Origin of the sequence: Sedimentibacter sp. LTW-03, assembly GCF_052059825.1 — a bacterium.
In the GTDB taxonomy this organism is placed as follows: Bacteria; Bacillota; Clostridia; order Tissierellales; family Sedimentibacteraceae; genus Sedimentibacter.
Map to the genome: position 1 here is coordinate 890,158 of NZ_CP197180.1, position 18,974 is coordinate 909,131.

The 18,974-nt window shown below is 35.5% G+C and carries 23 protein-coding genes; 21 read left to right on the forward strand and 2 right to left on the reverse strand.

Going from position 1 to position 18,974, the window contains the following annotated elements; all coding sequences use genetic code 11:
• Positions 1–63 precede the first annotated feature (63 nt).
• The 5 genes from ACS3UD_RS04515 to rocF all read left to right on the forward strand — a co-directional run bounded on the left by ACS3UD_RS04515 (position 64) and on the right by rocF (position 3,510).
• Entirely contained in the window at positions 64–582 is a 519-nt protein-coding gene (locus tag ACS3UD_RS04515) for a transcription repressor NadR (RefSeq protein ID WP_308137615.1), read from the forward strand.
• A gap of 90 nt (positions 583–672) precedes the next feature.
• Positions 673–1,236: a hypothetical protein gene (locus tag ACS3UD_RS04520; protein ID WP_308137614.1), complete on the forward strand. Its 564-nt coding sequence runs from the start codon at positions 673–675 to the stop codon at positions 1,234–1,236.
• 159 nt (positions 1,237–1,395) lie between these two features.
• Positions 1,396–1,653, forward strand: a complete 258-nt coding sequence (locus ACS3UD_RS04525; RefSeq protein ID WP_308137613.1) for a putative signal transducing protein — start codon at positions 1,396–1,398, stop codon at positions 1,651–1,653.
• Between the two features lie 9 nt (positions 1,654–1,662).
• Positions 1,663–2,502: a metallophosphoesterase gene (locus ACS3UD_RS04530; RefSeq protein ID WP_308137612.1), complete on the forward strand. Its 840-nt coding sequence runs from the start codon at positions 1,663–1,665 to the stop codon at positions 2,500–2,502.
• Between the two features lie 96 nt (positions 2,503–2,598).
• Positions 2,599–3,510: an arginase gene (rocF, locus tag ACS3UD_RS04535; RefSeq protein WP_308137611.1), complete on the forward strand. Its 912-nt coding sequence runs from the start codon at positions 2,599–2,601 to the stop codon at positions 3,508–3,510.
• A gap of 59 nt (positions 3,511–3,569) precedes the next feature.
• On the opposite strand, the gene ACS3UD_RS04540 is transcribed toward rocF, so the two are convergent.
• Both ACS3UD_RS04540 and ACS3UD_RS04545 read right to left on the reverse strand, forming a co-directional pair.
• Entirely contained in the window at positions 3,570–4,019 is a 450-nt protein-coding gene (locus ACS3UD_RS04540) for a hypothetical protein (RefSeq protein WP_308137610.1), read from the reverse strand.
• A gap of 100 nt (positions 4,020–4,119) precedes the next feature.
• Positions 4,120–4,341 (reverse strand): hypothetical protein, encoded by a 222-nt coding sequence (locus tag ACS3UD_RS04545; protein ID WP_308137609.1) that lies wholly within the window; start codon positions 4,339–4,341, stop codon positions 4,120–4,122.
• A 157-nt stretch (positions 4,342–4,498) separates the two neighbouring features.
• Here ACS3UD_RS04545 and ACS3UD_RS04550 point away from each other — a divergent pair, with 157 nt between their 5' ends.
• The 16 genes from ACS3UD_RS04550 (at position 4,499) to ACS3UD_RS04625 (ending at position 18,974) form a co-directional block, all read left to right on the forward strand.
• Complete coding sequence (locus tag ACS3UD_RS04550; RefSeq protein WP_213926438.1) at positions 4,499–4,723, forward strand: hypothetical protein; 225 nt, start codon at positions 4,499–4,501, stop codon at positions 4,721–4,723.
• A 159-nt stretch (positions 4,724–4,882) separates the two neighbouring features.
• Positions 4,883–5,428 carry an XRE family transcriptional regulator gene (locus tag ACS3UD_RS04555; protein WP_308137608.1) on the forward strand — a complete coding sequence of 182 codons (546 nt, stop codon included), beginning with the start codon at positions 4,883–4,885 and terminating at the stop codon, positions 5,426–5,428.
• A 28-nt stretch (positions 5,429–5,456) separates the two neighbouring features.
• Positions 5,457–5,630, forward strand: a complete 174-nt coding sequence (locus tag ACS3UD_RS04560; protein ID WP_213926436.1) for a hypothetical protein — start codon at positions 5,457–5,459, stop codon at positions 5,628–5,630.
• Between the two features lie 49 nt (positions 5,631–5,679).
• Positions 5,680–6,579, forward strand: a complete 900-nt coding sequence (locus ACS3UD_RS04565) for a restriction endonuclease (protein WP_308137607.1) — start codon at positions 5,680–5,682, stop codon at positions 6,577–6,579.
• Positions 6,580–6,667: 88 nt separating this feature from the next.
• Entirely contained in the window at positions 6,668–7,246 is a 579-nt protein-coding gene (pduL, locus tag ACS3UD_RS04570) for a phosphate propanoyltransferase (protein ID WP_308137606.1), read from the forward strand.
• Positions 7,247–7,383: 137 nt separating this feature from the next.
• On the forward strand, positions 7,384–9,180 hold the full coding sequence (locus ACS3UD_RS04575; RefSeq protein ID WP_308137605.1) for a YgiQ family radical SAM protein: 1,797 nt from the start codon (positions 7,384–7,386) through the stop codon (positions 9,178–9,180).
• A 94-nt stretch (positions 9,181–9,274) separates the two neighbouring features.
• Positions 9,275–10,558, forward strand: a complete 1,284-nt coding sequence (locus tag ACS3UD_RS04580; RefSeq protein ID WP_308137604.1) for a CapA family protein — start codon at positions 9,275–9,277, stop codon at positions 10,556–10,558.
• A 27-nt stretch (positions 10,559–10,585) separates the two neighbouring features.
• Positions 10,586–11,413 (forward strand): diadenylate cyclase CdaA, encoded by an 828-nt coding sequence (gene cdaA, locus ACS3UD_RS04585; protein ID WP_308137603.1) that lies wholly within the window; start codon positions 10,586–10,588, stop codon positions 11,411–11,413.
• Complete coding sequence (locus ACS3UD_RS04590; RefSeq protein ID WP_308137602.1) at positions 11,394–12,632, forward strand: CdaR family protein; 1,239 nt, start codon at positions 11,394–11,396, stop codon at positions 12,630–12,632. Before cdaA ends, ACS3UD_RS04590 begins: the two co-directional genes overlap by 20 nt.
• A gap of 11 nt (positions 12,633–12,643) precedes the next feature.
• A complete protein-coding gene (locus tag ACS3UD_RS04595; RefSeq protein ID WP_308137601.1) occupies positions 12,644–14,035 on the forward strand; it encodes a sigma-54 interaction domain-containing protein in 1,392 nt (463 codons plus the stop codon).
• Between the two features lie 195 nt (positions 14,036–14,230).
• Positions 14,231–15,151 carry a phosphate butyryltransferase gene (locus ACS3UD_RS04600; protein WP_308137600.1) on the forward strand — a complete coding sequence of 307 codons (921 nt, stop codon included), beginning with the start codon at positions 14,231–14,233 and terminating at the stop codon, positions 15,149–15,151.
• 1 nt (position 15,152) lies between these two features.
• Entirely contained in the window at positions 15,153–16,220 is a 1,068-nt protein-coding gene (buk, locus tag ACS3UD_RS04605) for a butyrate kinase (RefSeq protein WP_308137599.1), read from the forward strand.
• A 24-nt stretch (positions 16,221–16,244) separates the two neighbouring features.
• Positions 16,245–16,919 (forward strand): ATP-binding protein, encoded by a 675-nt coding sequence (locus ACS3UD_RS04610; RefSeq protein WP_308137598.1) that lies wholly within the window; start codon positions 16,245–16,247, stop codon positions 16,917–16,919.
• A gap of 16 nt (positions 16,920–16,935) precedes the next feature.
• Complete coding sequence (locus ACS3UD_RS04615; protein ID WP_308137597.1) at positions 16,936–17,151, forward strand: 4Fe-4S binding protein; 216 nt, start codon at positions 16,936–16,938, stop codon at positions 17,149–17,151.
• A 15-nt stretch (positions 17,152–17,166) separates the two neighbouring features.
• Positions 17,167–18,228, forward strand: coding sequence for a 3-methyl-2-oxobutanoate dehydrogenase subunit VorB (locus ACS3UD_RS04620; protein WP_308137596.1), 1,062 nt, complete (start codon positions 17,167–17,169; stop codon positions 18,226–18,228).
• Positions 18,228–18,974: a thiamine pyrophosphate-dependent enzyme gene (locus ACS3UD_RS04625; protein WP_308137595.1), complete on the forward strand. Its 747-nt coding sequence runs from the start codon at positions 18,228–18,230 to the stop codon at positions 18,972–18,974. Before ACS3UD_RS04620 ends, ACS3UD_RS04625 begins: the two co-directional genes overlap by 1 nt.

An 18,974-nucleotide genomic window follows, 5' to 3' on the forward strand; every position in this document is an offset into this window, starting at 1 on the left:
ATAAGAACGAAATCCTGTAAGAGTAATTTCTGACGGGATTTTATTATATATGGTGGTGAGTATATGACATCTGAAGAAAGAAGAAAAAAAATACAGGATGTGTTAAGCAAAAATTCTTCTCCGATAACAGCTACTGCTCTTGCAAAAAAATATTCGGTCAGCAGGCAGGTTATTGTGGGAGATATAGCTCTTATGCGAGCATCAGGATTAGAAATATCTGCAACCCCCAGAGGATACGTACTTGATTGTGCAAAGGAAGAAAAGGATTTTATATTTACCGTTGCATGCTGTCACAATGAGGGAAATATGCGCGATGAATTGTATGCTGTCGTAGACAATGGAGGTACAATCCTCGATGTAACAGTAGAGCACGCCGTATACGGTGAAATTTCCGGAGAGCTTAGAATTTCCACAAGATATGAAGCAGACGAATTTCTGAAAAAGATATTATGCAATGATACTCAGCCGCTCATGAGACTTACGAAAGGTGTACATCTTCACAGAATCAAGTGCAAAGACAAAGAAGCAAGGGACAGAATAATAGAATCATTAAAGAAAGACGGCATTATTTTTGAAGAATAATTTCATATTGACATTTCCAATGCAGAAGGCTATAATAATATCAATTAGTGTCAAGACACATGACAAGACAGACAACGAAAGGAAATGTATATGAACAGAAATAATAGTCTTAATTCAACTGTAACAGCAGCACTTTTATGTGCAATTGGAATATTAATACCTATAATCTCTCCAATTAAAATAACTATGGAACCGGCATCGTTTACTCTTGCCAGTCATGTTGCAATTTTTATTGCAATGTTTATTTCTCCGATAACAGCTGCGGCTGTTGCAATAGGTACTTCAGTAGGTTTTTTGCTCGCGGGTTTTCCAATAGTGGTAGTATTTCGTGCAGCGTCTCATATTGTTTTTGCATTGGCGGGGGCATTATATTTGAAAAGATTTCCGAATACCTTAAATTCTTTTAAGAATTCTCTGGTTTATTCATTTGTAATAGCAGTGATCCATGGATTCAGCGAAATTGTTGCAGTAATTCCATTTTATTTCGGCAACGGTATGAGCGCAGGATATTATGCTAAGGGTTTTGTAATGTCTGTTATCATTCTGGTAGGTGTCGGAACGGTGGTTCACAGCATGGTTGACTTTTACCTTGCACAAGCTGTTTGGAAGTCTGTTTCAAAAGCTGTTAAAATTCCTAGACAGGCAAATAATTAAAATTAGGAGGCTTGAGCTTTTAATTTTTGATAAAATTAATGTAGCTCGGCCTTTTTTTATTTGTAATAAAAGGCAGTATGCAAAGGATTTTTATGGTAATATTATATTTTATCTGATATAATTAAGTAAAGTAGTAAAGTAATTAATTAGGAGAATGCCATGATTAATGATAATGTTGATGATAATAAAGAAGAATTACTTGCTTCAAACCTCAATACGATTGAGGCAGAAATAATTGCTTCAAAACTTACGTCGTATGGTATACCTGTCCTGAAGAAATCAAAGGGTAGCGGGGAGATAATGGAGATATATACGGGAGTGAATTTATACGGTATAGACATATATGTGCCTACACATATGTCAGAATTAGCCAGAGAGCTTTTAAAACCAGTTAGGGAAGAAGATTCTTCGGAGTAAAATAGGCGTATGAAAGCATATCAAATAATTGCTGCAATAGCGGCATCTGTTTTCTTTTTTGTATGGCAGAATAATGCTTTGGAAGTAACTAGACACAGTATCATTAAAAAAAATCTGCCGAAAGAATTTGATGGATTTAAGATTCTTCATATTTCCGACCTGCACAACAAAAACTTTAGAGGAAGGCTAGACGATGCCATATTTAAAATAAAACCGGATATAATAGTAATAACCGGAGATCTGATAGACAGAAGAAGAACAGATGTTGGGGCAGGAGCAGTTTTTTTAAGGGAGATTGTGAAAACTGCTCCTGTGTACTATGTAACGGGAAATCATGAGCAGATGTCGGAACATTACAATAAATTGCAGCAAACATTAAGTGATTTGAATGTAAAAATTATGGATGGTTCATATGTCGCTATAAACAGACAAAAATCAGCAATTGGTATTATGGGGACGGCTGATCCTGCAATTAATTTTTATATGAAGGGTTATGGAGCTGAGATTAATGTGTCATATATGGAGGATAGCGTAAATAAATTATTGCAACAGTCATTGACGGATTTTAATATTCTTCTTTCCCACAGGCCAGAATATTTCAGTTTATACAAAAGGGCAGGAATAGATTTTGTATTTGCAGGTCATGCACACGGCGGACAGATAAGGTTGCCGTTTTTAGGAGGAATACTATCTCCAAACCAGGGCTTTTTTCCTAAATATTCAGAGGGAATAATTACAGATGGAATAACATCGATGTCAGTGAGCAGAGGACTTGGAAACAGCATTTTCCCGCTTCGCATATTTAATCGCCCGGAACTTGTAGTTGTAACACTGCGCGCATTTTCATAATTTTAATTTTGAATATAGTATAAAAATATTCGATTAAAATCTTTTTATAGGAACAGACTAATATGCATAGTGTAATAGATTATAAAAGGAGGAAGTATGAAATCATCAATAAATTCTAAAATTTCAATAATTGGAGTATCAATTGATTTAGGTGCGGGAACTCCGGGAGTAAGTCTCGGGCCGGCAGCAATACGTTATGCAGGAGTTACAGAAAGACTGACTGCCATAGGCTATGACGTTAAAGATGAAGGAGATATACTTGCTAATAAGCCGGTAAGTCCGTTATCTGACGGTATTAAGCTCAGATACTTGGAAGAAGTTGCAAGAGTAAACACAGAACTTTGTAACAAAGTGTCTGAGGTAATGGTCGAAGGCAGATTTCCGCTTGTGCTCGGAGGAGACCACAGCATTGCCATAGGTACTATTGCTGGAGTGCTGCAGAATAAGAAAAATCTTGGTGTGATTTGGTTTGATGCCCATGGAGACATAAATACCGAGGAAACATCTCCAACAGGAAATATACATGGTATGCCGGTTGCTGTGAGCCTTGGAATCGGGCATGAATCATTGACGTCAATAGGAGGAAATGATTCTAAACTTATGGCGGATAAGATTGTTTTTATCGGGTGCAGGGATCTGGATCAGGGAGAAAGAAAAATATTAAAAAAACTTGGTATTACAGTATTTACCATGCATGAAATTGATCGTTACGGAATGGCGGATATTATAGAAAGAGCTATTAAAATTGCAGGTAACGGTACGGACGGAATACATGTTAGTTTTGATATGGATAGTATAGACCCTACCTATGTGCATGGTACAGGAACAAGAGTTCCTGGAGGACTTACTTTAAGAGAAAGCCACTTAGCTCTTGAAATGATTGCCTTGTCGGAACAGCTCGTAAGTGCAGAATTTGTTGAAGTAAATCCTATAATTGATACTAAAAATCAAACTGCCAAGACAGCGGTTACTCTTATGGGATCGCTGCTTGGTGAATGGCTGATCTAGTTATTATGTGGCTGCATACATCGTAAATTCATCTAAATATTCTTTGATTAATCTACATTCTACATTGTTTGAGATTTCCTAGGCTGCATAATAAACTCAAAAAAGTCCTCATTATTGTACATAAATTTAAGTGACACATCGTATTTTGTTGCTACGTCCGGGAATATTTCAACATTAAAAATATAAGCGCTGTGGTGTGTTGGATGATGAATCGCTATAGAATAAAAGCTATAATTATCATCCATAAGTTCATTGACTGCAGATAACTTGACCGGAGGGATTTTTCCTGAGCTGTCTGTTATTGCCTGATGAACCAGCCGTCCTTCACCAACTTCGCCGTATTGGCCAGAAACAGATATTTTATACACTTTTACCAATGCATTAGACAATGGTTCTACTAAATCTTTGTGATAAACAGTAATGTCTAATGTACCTGTTTCGTCTGGAATGGCGTTTGATTTATTGCAGAGCCTGTTCCTGACTCGATATGGATTGCTTGAGTGTGCCATCTCTACCCCCTGATATTAATTTAATACTATTAATATTATATGTGTTTTAAATTAAAAATAACTAATAAAAAGTGAAAAGCCGGAAATTTCCGGCTTTTATTTATTTAATTTTATTTTTAAATTCTTTTATATCCTTGTTTGAGGGATTTGTATATTTGAAGTTTCCAGCTTTGTTATCAAGCGAATTTGGTTTCCTCGGGTACGAATTAAGATCATTCAATCGGTCTTCAATGCTTGACGAAACACCATTGCTTGTTCCTTTAAAATTATCAAATCCATTGCCCATTCCTTTTTTTGTATTTCTGCCGTTACCCTTGCTCATTATTTCACCTCCTTGTATTTTTTTAAAACTCATTTATATGTTTTCCTTAAGTTAGAGTATTATTCCAACACAAGGTATATGTTAAAAAGGTGAATATTAAATAATAATTAGGAAAATACTTTATAAGAGAATAAAAAATGTATTGAGGAGGCATGTAATGGAATATACAATGAATAATTTGTATTTTAAATATGATGAAAATTTGCATCGCATCAACGCATATGATTTACTTACAAATAACTTGGTATCATATATCCACATAAAAGGCAATGAAAAGGTAGATGAAAGTAATTTTAAAGATGCGTGCAGCCGATGGGCATCTTTGTCAATGTACAATAATGATGCAACTTTTCAGGGAATAGATTATAACAGCTGGTATTGATTTTTGGAGACATGCAATGAAGTTTGCCGTTAAAGTGCTTTAATAAAATCAATGATGTTGAAAAACAGATATAATTATGTTTTATCCGTTTAAAATTTTATTGACTATTTTTGCAAATTGGAGTAATATCTTCATACAAATTTTATTCGGAGTATGTAAATGGACGGTAATAAAGTAAGGAAATTAAGAAAATTTAATAGAATGACAATTGAAGAACTATCAGTAAAATCAGGTTTTACAGCAAGTTATATATCACAAGTAGAAAGAAATTTAATTGAACCATCATTAACAGCGCTGAAGAAGATTTGCGAAGTACTGAATGTTTCTCCGTACTATTTCCTTGACGACAGCAACAGCGTTGTTGTTACAAGGAAAGAAGACAGGCAAAAATTAAAAATTCCTGCAAATGACAGCGAACTTGAATATATTGTTCCTATTACAGAAGAATATAAAAGCAAGATAAAGATGAATATTTACAGATATTCTTTAAGACCCGGCATGTGGGATAATGATAATTTTTCCATAATAGATTCTGATAAATGTGTAATAATAATAAAAGGAAAATTGATTGTTAATTTCATTGATTACAATGAAATAGTTGAGGAAGGTGACAGTATTTATATTTGTTCAAATGTGCCTCATAAATTATTTAATCCGTCAGAAGAAGAAACAGAATTGCTTTGTATTATTTCACCTGCGGCTTAAAATACCATAAATGATGAAAAGGAGAAACATGGAGAAAAAATTTGAAGAACTTAAACAAGAATTTATAAATGCAAGTTTAGATGAAAAAATAAAATTATACACTCATGCACAAGGGCTTACTGTTGAACAGTTTAAAGAACTGCTTGCATATTTCCCAATTAAACACCTTGATAAGCTTGAGGAAGCAGTAAACGGAATATAGTGGTATAAAATCACCTTTTTTGGAAATAATTTCTAAGAGGTGATTTTTTATGGAAGAGAAAAATAAAATAAAAAAAGGGTACATAAGTGAAGCTATAGGAACAAGAAACTATTTCAGTTACAGGGCTGATTTGGTATTGTACAAAGTATTGCTCAGCATGATTGTTCTTTTAGTAATTTTTTTTATAACTTCAGATTTGAAGTTTTCAATTTTAATAGCAGCAGAAGTTTTTTTGATTTTTACTCTTGTCAATAAGCTGAATATAACAAGAAAGAGGCGCGAAGGTGAGGAAAAGTTAATTTATAGGCTGAAAACTGAACATTTCAGGAAAAAAATTGAGGAAATAAACAATGATGATTTTGGGATGCTTATAGGTTTTTTATTTGAAAAAAAAGGCTGCAGAAATTTTATTAAAAAAGGGAGGCATATGTTTCTTGCGGAAAAAGACGGTCTGATAAATTGCATAAAAATTTATAAACTTTACCAAGGAACAGAACTTGAGAAAACAGATGTAAGAAGTATGATTTCTTTTATGTGCAGCAGCAGCATTAAAATTGGATATCTTGTGACGACCGTTGAAATCAATGAGGAAGCCAAAAAATTATTAGAAAAATTCGAAGATAAACTTCACATAGAAATAATAGATTCGAACGCTTTGTTCAATATGATGGATGAGGCGGGTATACTTCCCGGAAAAGAATACTTTTCTAAAAAAATATATGAAGAAAAATCATTTGTAAAGAAAAAAAGCAAACTTAAAAATAATGTTTTTGATAATAAAAAGATAATTGTTTATGTATTTGCGGCGGTTTTTTTCTATATAACATCAGCAGCTATGCCTAACAATACCATCTCTATATATATTTCATACTATTTTATTTTGTTGACGGTAGTAAGCGGGCTCTATATGATATGGGTCAAGTATATTTCTAAGGAAACCGGGAATTAAGATGTGCAAAAAATAAAATTTAACCATTGATAAAACCTTCAAAATATAATATAATTTTTATTGGAAATATAAATTATGGAGGATAATAATGAATTTTAAAGTTACAGTAGGGTTGTCAAACAAACATGTTCATCTTACAAAGGAGCATATAGATATATTATTCGGAGCGGATCATGAATTAACACCTATAAAAGATTTAAGCCAGCCTGGACAATTTGCATGCGATGAGAAAGTTGATTTAGTGGGACCGAAAAGGACAATAAGCGGAGTTAGAATTCTCGGACCTGCAAGAAAAGAATCTCAGGTAGAGCTGTCTCTTTCAGATGGTTTCACTCTTGGTTTAAAAAATCTTCCTGTAAGAGATTCAGGTAAAACTGAAGGTACTCCAGGAATCAAACTAGTAGGACCAAAAGGTGAAGTTGTATTGGAAAGAGGAGTAATTGCTGCTGCAAGACATATTCATATGCATACTACAGATGCAGAAAAGTATGGCTTAAAAGATAAAGATATTGTTAAGGTAAAGGCTGGAGGTCCCAGAGGTGTAACATTTGATAATGTATTAATCAGAGTTAGTGATACATATGCACTTGATATGCACCTTGATGTTGAAGAGGGAAATGCTGCCGGACTTTCTAATGGAGATACTGTAGAAGTTATTGCTGAATAAGTTGTGCAATATAATGGATAAACAGGAGTGCTCTCCTGTTTATTTTTATGCGGAGAGTTACTGTATTTGTACTTTGTAAAAAATATATATAATGGTATAATGAGGTTAACAAACATAATAAAAGATACGGAGGGAAAATGGATTTTTTACCAATAAGCATAGAAGATATGAATAAAAGAGGGTGGGCTCAGTGCGATTTTGTCTTTGTGACAGGTGATGCATATGTAGATCATTCTTCTTTCGCTACAGGAATTATATCCAGATTATTGGAGAGATACAGCTATAAGGTAGGAATAATTGCTCAGCCTGACTGGAAAGATATTAATTCTTTTAAAAAGCTTGGCGAACCTAGACTGGGTTTTTTGGTTAATTCCGGTAACATTGATTCAATGGTGAATCATTACACCTCCTTTAAGAAAAAAAGAAGTACTGATGCATATTCGCCGGGAGGTAAGTCCGGGCTGAGACCGGATAGGGCAGTAACAGTATATTCGAATCGCATTAGAGAGGCATATAAGCATGTACCTATAATTATAGGCGGCATTGAGGCAAGTTTAAGAAGATTAAGCCATTATGACTATTGGAGCGACAGTATGAAGAGGTCTGTACTGATGGATTCTGGTGCTGATTTGCTTGTTTACGGTATGGGAGAAAAATCAATACTGCAAATTGCCGAGGCGTTAGAAGCCGGAATACCGGTAAATGAAATAACATTTATTAACGGAACGGTATATAAAACCAAGGACAAAGATAGACCATTTGATCCAATTTTCTTACCTTCTTATGAAGAGACAGCTTCTTCTAAGCAAAAATTTGGAAAAAGCTTTAAGATTCAATATGAAAATACAGATTCTAAGACAGGCAGAACGTTGGTTGAACAATATGATACAGTGTATGTTGTGCAGAATCCACCTATGGATCCGTTGACAATGCAGGAATTGGATGATATTTATGACCTGAATTATATGATGGACTGCCACCCTATTTATAAAAAATCAGGCGGAGTGCCGGCATTAAAAGAAATAAAATTCAGCATAACCAGTGTGAGAGGCTGTTTCGGTGGCTGCAGTTTTTGTGCTCTGAATTTCCATCAGGGAAGAGTTGTGCAGGGCAGAAGTCACGATTCAATATTGAAAGAAGTTGATAAGATATTGAATGATAAAGAGTTCAAAGGGTATATACATGATGTAGGCGGACCAACGGCAAATTTTAGAATCAGAGCATGTAAGAAACAGAGTAAGTACGGGGTGTGTAAAGACAGAGAGTGCCTTAGTCCTGAAAAATGCAAAAACCTTCGGGTTGATCACAGTGATTATCTAGAGCTTCTCAGAAAAATAAGAAATGTAAAAGGAATTAAAAAAGTTTTTATTCGTTCTGGTATAAGATATGATTATGCGATATATGATAATAATGACGAATTTATAAAAGAACTATGCAAATATCATGTAAGTGGTCAGCTGAGAACGGCACCTGAGCACGTTTCAGAATCTGTACTTAAACTTATGGGAAAACCATCGATAAATATTTATAATAAATTTGTAAGAAAATTTTATGCGGAGAGCAAAAAAATTAATAAAGAACAATATATCGTTCCATATTTTATATCATCACATCCGGGTTCACATCTTAAAGATGCCATTGAACTTGCGGAATATATACGAGATATGGGGTATATACCAGAACAGGTTCAGGATTTTTATCCGACACCGGGAACTCTTTCAACTTGTATGTATTATACGGGTTTTAATCCTCTCACAGGTGAAAGTATATATGTTCCTAAAGAAAGAGAAGACAAAAGAATGCAGCGTGCTCTTATGCAATACAGTAAAAGAGAGAATTACAACTTAGTTTTAAAAGCTTTGCAAAAGGAAAACAGGCATGATCTAATCGGATATGGTCCCAAGTGTCTTATAAAGCCTAGGAAGCCTGTGTAATTTAATTTTAAGTGTTTTTTAATAATTAATTTATTGCAAAATCTTTCATGGTAAGTTAATATTAAATATGGAATATAAATAAAGAGGTAATTAAATGAGCAGAAAATATAGACGTAGAAAAAAAAGAATTCGGCTGCTGTCACTGGGGCTGTTTGTAATTGTAAGTATTTTGGCAGCATCATTTGTTGTAAATGGCATGGGCAAGGACAGCAAAGGAAAAAATGATATTGGAGAAGCAGATTTCGAAGATGTTACAAATGTTTCTCAACCGGAGATACCGATTGAACCGGTAGCAAAGCCAAATGTTACAATTAACCTTAAAGCAACCGGCGATATTATGTTTCACCCATCTCAGTTGGATGGTGCATATGATTCAAAAACAGGCAAATATGATTTTAAAAATAGTTTTAAAGCCGTTAAGGGATTATTTCAGTCAGCTGATTTGGCAATTGCAAATTTTGAAGGAACAACAGCAGGAGATTCTGTGTATGCATACCAAGGGTACCCTATTTTCAATGCGCCGGATGAGGTGCTGGATGCAATAAAAGATGCAGGATTTGATGTTTTATCAACGGCTAATAATCACAGCCTTGATACAAGAAAAGCTGGTGTAATAAGAACCGTTAATGAGATAAGTGCAAGGGGTATGGATCCTATCGGGACATATACAGAAAAGCCTGAAACAAGAGTATTGATTAAAGAGATTAAGGGTATAAAACTTGCGTTTCTTTCTTACACGGAAATGGTAAACGGTCTGGAATCTGTTATGTCTTCAGCAGATCTGGATGCAATGATAAATATAATAGATGAAACAAAGATTTCAGAAGACATTGTTTATGCAAAAAGCCAAAATGCAGATGTCATAATTGCATGTATGCATTGGGGAGACGAATATTCAAGATTTCAGGCAGAAAGACAGGAAGTGCTTGCCGATAAAATGTTTGAAGAAGGCGTAGATATAATTCTTGGAAGTCATCCCCACGTAATACAGCCTGCACAAAAGCTTGAATACGGCGGAAAAACTAAATTTGTAGCATATTCAATGGGAAATTTTCTGTCAAATCAAAGAGTTGAAACGTTATTGCCATATGGTTTATCAGAAGAGGTTTCAAAATATACCGAGGATGGAGTAATTGTAGACATAAACATTGAAAAAAATGGTGAAACCGGTGAAGTAAATATTAAAGAAATTACATACATACCTCTATGGGTATATAAAGGAACTACTGATGGCGGCGGAACAGAGCATGTTGTTTATCCAATAATGGAATATATTGAAAGCTCAGAGCTTAACGAAAACACAAAAATTAGAATGAAAAGATCATTGAGTGATACTTCCAAACAGATGCAGCTGTTGGAAAGCAATACGGTGGAATAACATAAATTATATTGGGGATGTGGTGTCATGGAGTATATTAAATTAATATTTTCTAATATCGGATTTAACAGTATAGTGGATATAGGACTCGTTTACTATGTATTGTATCATGGATATATGTTGATACGTGATATGAGAGCAAAACAGCTGGTTAAGGGAATTGTACTTTTAGTTGCTCTGATTCCTATATCGGAACTATTCGATCTTTACATGGTCAAGTATATATTGGAGCATACATTTCAGGTTGGAGTAATAGCACTGGTCGTTGTGTTCCAGCCGGAGATTAGAAAGGCGTTGGAATATATAGGGAGAACATCATTTACACTTTCGGCTTTAGAAAAAAATGCTCAGACGTCAGAACAGGTTATAAAAGAAATAGTATCTGCCACATCTTCACTGGCCAGACAAAAAATAGGGGCTCTCATAATTTTTGAACAGAAGATAGGGCTTAACGACATAGTAGAAAGCGGAACAAGGCTTAATGCAACTATATCAAGCGGATTGTTAATTAATATATTTATACCTAATACTCCTCTTCATGACGGTGCTGTAATTATAAAGGATTATACTATACGAGCCGCAGGATGTTTTTTGCCGCTTACAGAAAATAATCTTCTTTCAAAAGATATAGGAACCAGGCACAGAGCTGCTATAGGAATGACGGAAAAATCTGACTCCATAGCCTTGATAGTGTCTGAGGAAACAGGTTATATTTCCTACGCTGTGGAAGGAAGACTGTATAGAAATATTCAAATTGAAGAATTAGAATACCTTTTATCAGGCATTTATGTGGACAATGATAAAGTAAATATTATTGATAAATGGAGAAACAGAAATGAAAATAAAAAACGATAAGATATTAATTCAAATAACATGTTTAGTAGTTTCTGTAATATTGTGGATGTTCATAATGGTTGAAACAAATCCTCCTTTTGAACAGTATTATAACAGTATTCCCGTTACCATCAAAAACTTAAGCGCACTTGAAAATTCAAACCTTGTTTTGATGAATTCGGACAAGGATCATTTTATGGTGAATGTAAAAGTGAAAGGTACAAGCGATCAGTTTACCAATATTGCTAACAGCGACTTTTCGGCATATATAGATTTGCTTGGATTTTCAGAAGGTATAACAAATGCAAAAATAGAAGTTTCAGGACCAAGCGGGCTTGAAATTACGAATTTTTATCCTTCGCAAATTGCGTGCAACATAGAAAGCATTATTTCAAAAGTTATGGATGTGGATGTTCAGTATGAAGGCAGTCAGGCAGATGATTACTACAGGCTGTTTCCTATATCAAAACCGTCATCAGTCAAGATTACAGGGCCGAGAAGTGTTGTAAATTCAGCTACTATGGCTGTGGCGACAGTAAATATAGAAGGAGCTGCCGACAATGTTACTAAGACTGTTCCGGTCAGAGTCTACGACGGAACGGATACGGAAATATTTATGTCTGCGCCAATAGACAATGTTGAGGTAACAGTTCCAATTTATCCTACCAAGTATGTGAAACTTGTACCAAATATAACAGGAACTCCCGAAGAAGGTTATCAGCTTACAGACGTTACTGTTAAGCCTGATAAAATAAAAATTGCGGCAAGAAAAGATATATTAGATACGATAAACGAACTTGAAGTTTCTGAGCTTGATATAACGGGAGAGTTTAACAATATTTTATCTTCAAGGGAAATACTTGATACTGAGAGCTTGATTATACTGGATTTGAATACAAATCCTGTTGTTAGCGCGGTTATTGAAAAGACTGTTGAGAAAGACTTTGTATTTGAAGCATCTGAAATTCAGTTTAATAATTTAGCTGAAGGTATTAATGTAGATATACCAGATTCTGAACATGAAATAACAGTTAATGTAGTCGGACCTGTAAGTGTCGTAAACCAATTAAAGAAAAATGATTTGACACTTGCAGCGGATTTAAGTACTGTTGTACCTGGCACGAACAATGTAAATTTGGAATGTACTACGGGAAAAACAGTTAACACTATATCTGTTTCCCAGGGGCAAATCAGTATTGAAGTTACAGAATCTCCGGCTTCAACTACAGCTGAAGAATAGCGGGAGTGAGTATGAATAATATTAACATAGAAATTAACAACATGGATTATCAAGGAATGCTTGAAGCGGTACTTCTTGCGACACAAGATGCAATAAGTGTTGTAAATGAAGAGGGGGAACACATACTTGTGAACCCTGCTTATACCAAAATTACCGGACTTGATAAAGAAGACATTATAGGTAAAGATGCATTATATGATATAGAAAAGGGAGAAAGCCTTCATATGAAGGTTCTTACCACAAAAAAGCCTGTGGAAAACACAAAGCTTAAAATTAGACCTAGCGGCAAGACTGTTGTAGCTCAGGCGGCACCGATTATAGTAAACGGTGCAATGAAAGGCAGCGTTGCAGTGCTTCATGATATTTCTGGAATTAAGGACTTGACAGACAAACTAAACAAAGCTGAAAAAAAATTAAGAGAGCTTTCAAACAAATATAAGCCTGAAGATATAATCGGTGAATCTGCGGCAATGCTTGAAGTCAAAAAAATGATAGAAAGAGCAGCAAAGGTGCCTGCAACAGTATTGCTTAGAGGCGAAAGCGGAACAGGAAAAGAACTTTTTGCAAATTCAATACATGCTCAAAGTAAAAGGTCAGAAAATAACTTTGTAAGAGTAAATTGTGCTGCGCTTTCAGACACTTTACTTGAAAGTGAGCTCTTCGGATATGAGGAAGGTTCATTTACAGGAGCTTTAAAAGGAGGTAAAAAGGGCCTTTTTGAAGAAGCCGATAAAGGAACAATATTTTTGGATGAAATATCTGAAATAAGCATGAATACTCAGGCTAAGCTCCTTAGAGTGTTGCAGGAAAAAGAAATTATGAAAGTCGGAAGCAACCATCCGATTTCGGTGGATGTCAGAATTATTGCTGCAACAAATGCTGATCTTATTAAAGCTGTAAAAGAAGGAAAATTCAGAGAAGATTTATTTTATAGATTAAATATACTTCCAATTGTGATACCCCCTTTGAGAGACCGCAAAGAAGATATACCATTACTTATTAAAAATTTTATTGTAAAATTCAACGATGAGTATGGAAGGCACATACAAGATATTGCAGATGATGCATTATATATTCTCATTCATTATAACTGGCCTGGAAATGTAAGAGAGCTTGAAAACATTGTCGGACGTTCTATAATCAATATGAATATTAACGAAAGAATTATTCAGGTTGAACATCTTCCGCATCTGCTGTACAGTAAGAAGCAAAGCTCTCAGCAGTGTGTTGTGGAAAAAGAAGCGAAGCTGACCAGATTGAGTAATGTAATTGAAAAAGCGGAATCAGATTATATACAAAGCGTATATTTCAGACTAAATAAAAATAAGACAGAAACTGCGAAGGTGCTGGGTATTTCACTCAGGTCCCTTTACTACAAAATGGAAAAGCACGGGATTTCATAATGATTGCAAAAAAATGCAAAAAAAACATAAGTTGCAAGGAATTGCACGCAAATTAATGCAAAGTTATTTTTAATGTAATTTTAGTAAAATTATTCACATAAGCCAATCATTGAAATTTCAGTGATTGGCATTTTTATTTATCAGATTATCAAAGTTGGCATGAAAATTGCTCAATATTTAATGCGAGGTGAGAAAGTGAAGAAATTTGTAGAAATAATAAGACATGCCCAAGAATATGCTGAAGCACATGGACCTTCAAAAATAGCAGTAGCTTTTGCTCAGGATGAAGATGTTTTAAAAGCGATTAAGACAGCTGTAGATGAAAAAATCTGCGAGCCTATTTTAATAGGTGATAAAGAAAAAATAATTGATATATCAAAAGAAATAAAATTTGATCTAAAAAATATTGAAATAATAGATGAAAAAGATGGACCTGAGGCTTGCAAAAAAGCAGTTGCATTGGTAAGCAGCAAAAAAGCCGACGTGGTTATGAAAGGATTAATAGACACATCAATTATTTTGAAGGCTGTTTTAAACAAAGAAATAGGACTAAGAACAGGAAATATACTTAGCCATGCCGCAGTTTTCTCAACTGATACTTATCACAAATTTTTCATTATTACTGATGCGGCTATGAGCATAGCTCCCAATGCCGACGATAAAAGACAGATAATAGAAAATTCGATAAAACTAAGTCGTGCTCTTGGAGCAGAAGTGCCTAAGGTTGCAGTAATATGTGCAAAAGAAAAGGTAAATCCTAAAATGCAGGCGACTTTGGACGCACATGAACTTGTTGAAATGCAGAAAGAAGGAAAAATTTCAGGGTGTATAGTTGAAGGCCCCTATGCATTAGATAATGCAATTTCTAAAGAGTCTGCAGAATTAAAGGGCATTAAGGGTGATGTAGTAGGAGACGCCGATATACTTCTTATGCCGAATATTGAAGCAGGAAATGTATTTTATAAGGCTTTGACATATCTGGCTAATGCCGAAAACGCAGGAATAATATTAGGAGCAAGAGCTCCTATAGTGTTAACGTCGAGAGCTGATTCAGATAAAGCGAAATTAAATTCAATCGCACTTTCTGTATTAGTTTCATCTTTTAAAGGAGAATAGTATGAAACAATTAATAATAAACCCAGGAAGCACGTCAACAAAGATTGCGGTTTATGATGATGAAAACTCTGTATTTGAGACTACGCTCAGGCATTCAAATGAGGAACTGGGCAAATACTCTAAAGTTGCTGAACAATTTGAATTCAGGAAAAATTTAATTGTTGATGCGCTTAAAAATAATAATATATTACTTAAATCACTGGATGCAGTTGTTGGAAGAGGCGGTTTGTTAAAACCAATAGAGGGAGGAACTTACGCCGTAAATGATAAACTGGTTGAAGATTTGACTTCAAACGCAATTGGAGAGCATGCATCAAATCTTGGAGGCTTGATAGCTCGTTCTATTGCAGACGAAGTAGGAATACCGTCATTCATAGTAGATCCTGTAGTTGTGGATGAACTTAATGAAACTGCAAGAATCAGCGGTCATCCTGATTTTGAAAGAATCAGCATATGGCATGCGCTTAATCAAAAAGCAGTTGCCAGAAGAGCAGCATCTGAAAGGTTTAATAAAAAATATGAAGATATGAACTTTGTTGTGGCTCACTTGGGAGGAGGAATTTCCATAGGGGCACACAAAAAAGGAAAGGTAATTGATGTTAATAACGCTTTAAATGGAGAAGGCCCATTTTCACCGGAAAGATCAGGTTCCCTTCCGGCTGAACAGCTAATTAACGCGTGCTTCAGCGGGAAATATACACAGAAAGAAATAAAAAAGATGCTTGTTGGAAAAGGCGGTCTCAGCGCATATCTTGGCACTAACAGTGCAAAGGATGTAAGTGATAAAGCACAGGCAGGAGATAAGAAGGCAGAGCTGGTATATGGATCAATGGCATACCAGGTTGCAAAGGCCATAGGAGAATATGCAGTAGTTCTTGATGGTGAGGTTGATGCAATTCTGATTACAGGAGGAATAGCCTACGATAAATACTTTGTAGATATGATTGAGAAAAAAGTTAAATTCATATCAGAAGTAATTGCTTATCCCGGTGAGGACGAGCTTTTAGCTTTAGCTCAGGGAGGGCTCAGAGTATTGAACCACGAAGAATCTGCTAAGGAATACAAATAGTGTATGACCGAAGGGAGGGATAATATGCTGGATAAGAGACTAGTTATTATAATAGGTCACTATGGAAGCGGTAAGTCTGAATTTTCTGTTAACTATGCAGTAAAAATGAAAGAGCAATATGAAAATGTGAGCATCGCCGATTTGGACATAGTAAACCCTTACTTCAGATCTAGAGAAAAAAGAGATTTTTTCGAAAAAATCGGAGTTAAGGTATTTGATTCAAGCATAAAAAATACTGCAATTGATATACCTGCGTTACCAGCAGAATTAACAGGTGTAATATTGAATCCAAATGAAAAGTCTATACTTGACGTTGGGGGGGATCCTGTAGGTGCGAGAGTTCTTGCAAGGTACTCAGATCAAATTAAGAGCACTGATTATGATATGTTTTTCGTAATAAATGGAAACAGGCCCGAGACGAGCACTGTTGAAGGTGCATTGAAATATTTACGCTTAATAGAAGCAACGTCAAAATTGAAAGTGACTGGATTAATTAACAATACGCATATGCTGAAGGAAACAACGGCAGAAGATGTTGAGTTTGGTCATGAATTAACAGAGAAAGTATCATGGGAAACAGATATTCCCATTAGATATGAAGTTGTTATCAACAAGGCAGCAGCTGATATAAAAAACAAAGAAATATTAGAAAAATTGTTCCCCATAAATCTTTATATGAGGGAAGAATGGATGAGTTGAGAATGGAGGTATTATAATGGCAAAAGGAAAAGTTACATTTAATGAGGATGCATGCAAGGGTTGCGAATTGTGTGTAACGGTATGTCCGGTAAAAATTATCGAATTGAACAAAGATAAAATTAATGGAAAAGGATATTGCCCTGCTCATGTAGTTGACCAAGAGAAATGTATTGCTTGCGGCAGCTGTGCAATTATGTGTCCTGATTCAGTAATAACAGTAGAAAGATTATAATAGTGGAGGTAGATTATGTCTAAAGTATTAATGAAAGGTAATGAGGCTGTTGGAGCTGCAGCTATAAAAGCAGGCTGCAAATATTTTTTTGGATATCCAATTACTCCTTCAAGTGAAATCCCAGAATATATGTCAAAAGCATTGCCGGAGGCCGGAGGAGTATTTTTACAGGCAGAAAGTGAAATTGCTGCTATAAATATGGTTTATGGAGCAGGAGGAGCAGGTGCGAGATGTATGACAGCTTCTTCAAGCCCGGGAATATCATTGAAGCAAGAAGGAATTACGTATGCGGCTGGTGCTGAAATACCATGCGTTATTGTAAACATGATGAGAGGCGGCCCTGGTCTTGGAAGTATTCAACCAGGTCAGGCAGACTACTTCCAGTCAACAAGAGGCGGTGGAAACGGCGATTATCGTACACTTTGCTATGCACCTGCCAGCATCCAGGAGATAGTTGATTTAATTATAATGGGTTTTGATAAAGCGGATTATTACAGAAATCCAGTTCTTATATGCGCAGACGGTATGATAGGTCAGATAATGGAGGCTGTTGAATTTAAAGAACCTAAAAAAGTTGATCTTCCTCCTAAGGAATGGGCAACTACAGGTACTAAAGAAGAAAGAAAGCCAAACATTATTAACTCACTTTACTTACAGGCAGAAGCTCTTCAAATCCACAATTCTAACCTTGAGAAAAAATATAAATTAATGGAAGAAAATGAAGTAATGTATGAAGCATACGGATTAGAAGAAGCCGAAGTTGTGCTGGTTGCATACGGAACTACTTCAAGAATAGTTAAAACAGCTATGAAGCAGGCTGAACAAAAAGGGATAAAAGTAGGAATTATAAGACCGATAACTTTGTGGCCATTCCCGTATGATGTATTCAATACTATAGGAAATAATGCTAAGGGTATATTGACAGTGGAAATGAGTGCCGGCCAGATGGTTGACGATGTTAAAATCGGTATCGCTGGAAAATTACCTGTTTATTTCAATGGAACACAGGGCGGTATGGTTCCTACACCGGCTAGTATTCTGGCGGATATTGAAAAAATAGCAGGAGGTACAAAATAATGACAATTGTATATGAAAAATCAAAAGGCTTGACAGATGTTCCGTTTCATTACTGTCCAGGTTGCACCCACGGTGTTATTCATAAATTAGTTGCGGAAACATTAGTAGAATTGGGAGTGCTGGGTGAAGCCATAGGCGTTGCTCCTGTTGGATGCTCAGTTCTTGCTTATAATTATTTTAACTGTGATATGCAGGAAGCTGCACACGGAAGAGCTCCTGCAGTAGCTACAGGAATTAAAAGAGCTCTTCCAGACAAGGTTGTATTTACGTACCAAGGAGATGGCGACCTTGCATCAATAGGGTCAGCAGAAATAGTACATGCGGCTCACAGAGCAGAAAAAATAACTACAATATTTGTAAATAACGCTATTTACGGCATGACAGGCGGCCAGATGGCACCTACGACTTTGGTAGGTCAGAAAACTACTACATCTCCTCTTGGAAGAGATGAAGATCTTTGCGGAAGACCTATAAGAATTGCAGAGATGCTGGCAACAATAAACGGAGCTAAATTTGTTGAAAGAGTTTCAGTTGATACACCTGCTAACGTAAGAAAAGCTAAAAAAGCAATAAAAAGAGCATTTGAATGTCAGATAAAAGGTGAAGGCTTTGCAATAGTTGAAGTATTGTCATCATGTCCTACTAACTGGGGACTGACTCCTGTAAAAGCGTTGGATTGGCTTAGAGATAATATGATTCCATATTATCCGTTAGGAAATTTCAGAGATTTTGAGGAGGGAAAATAA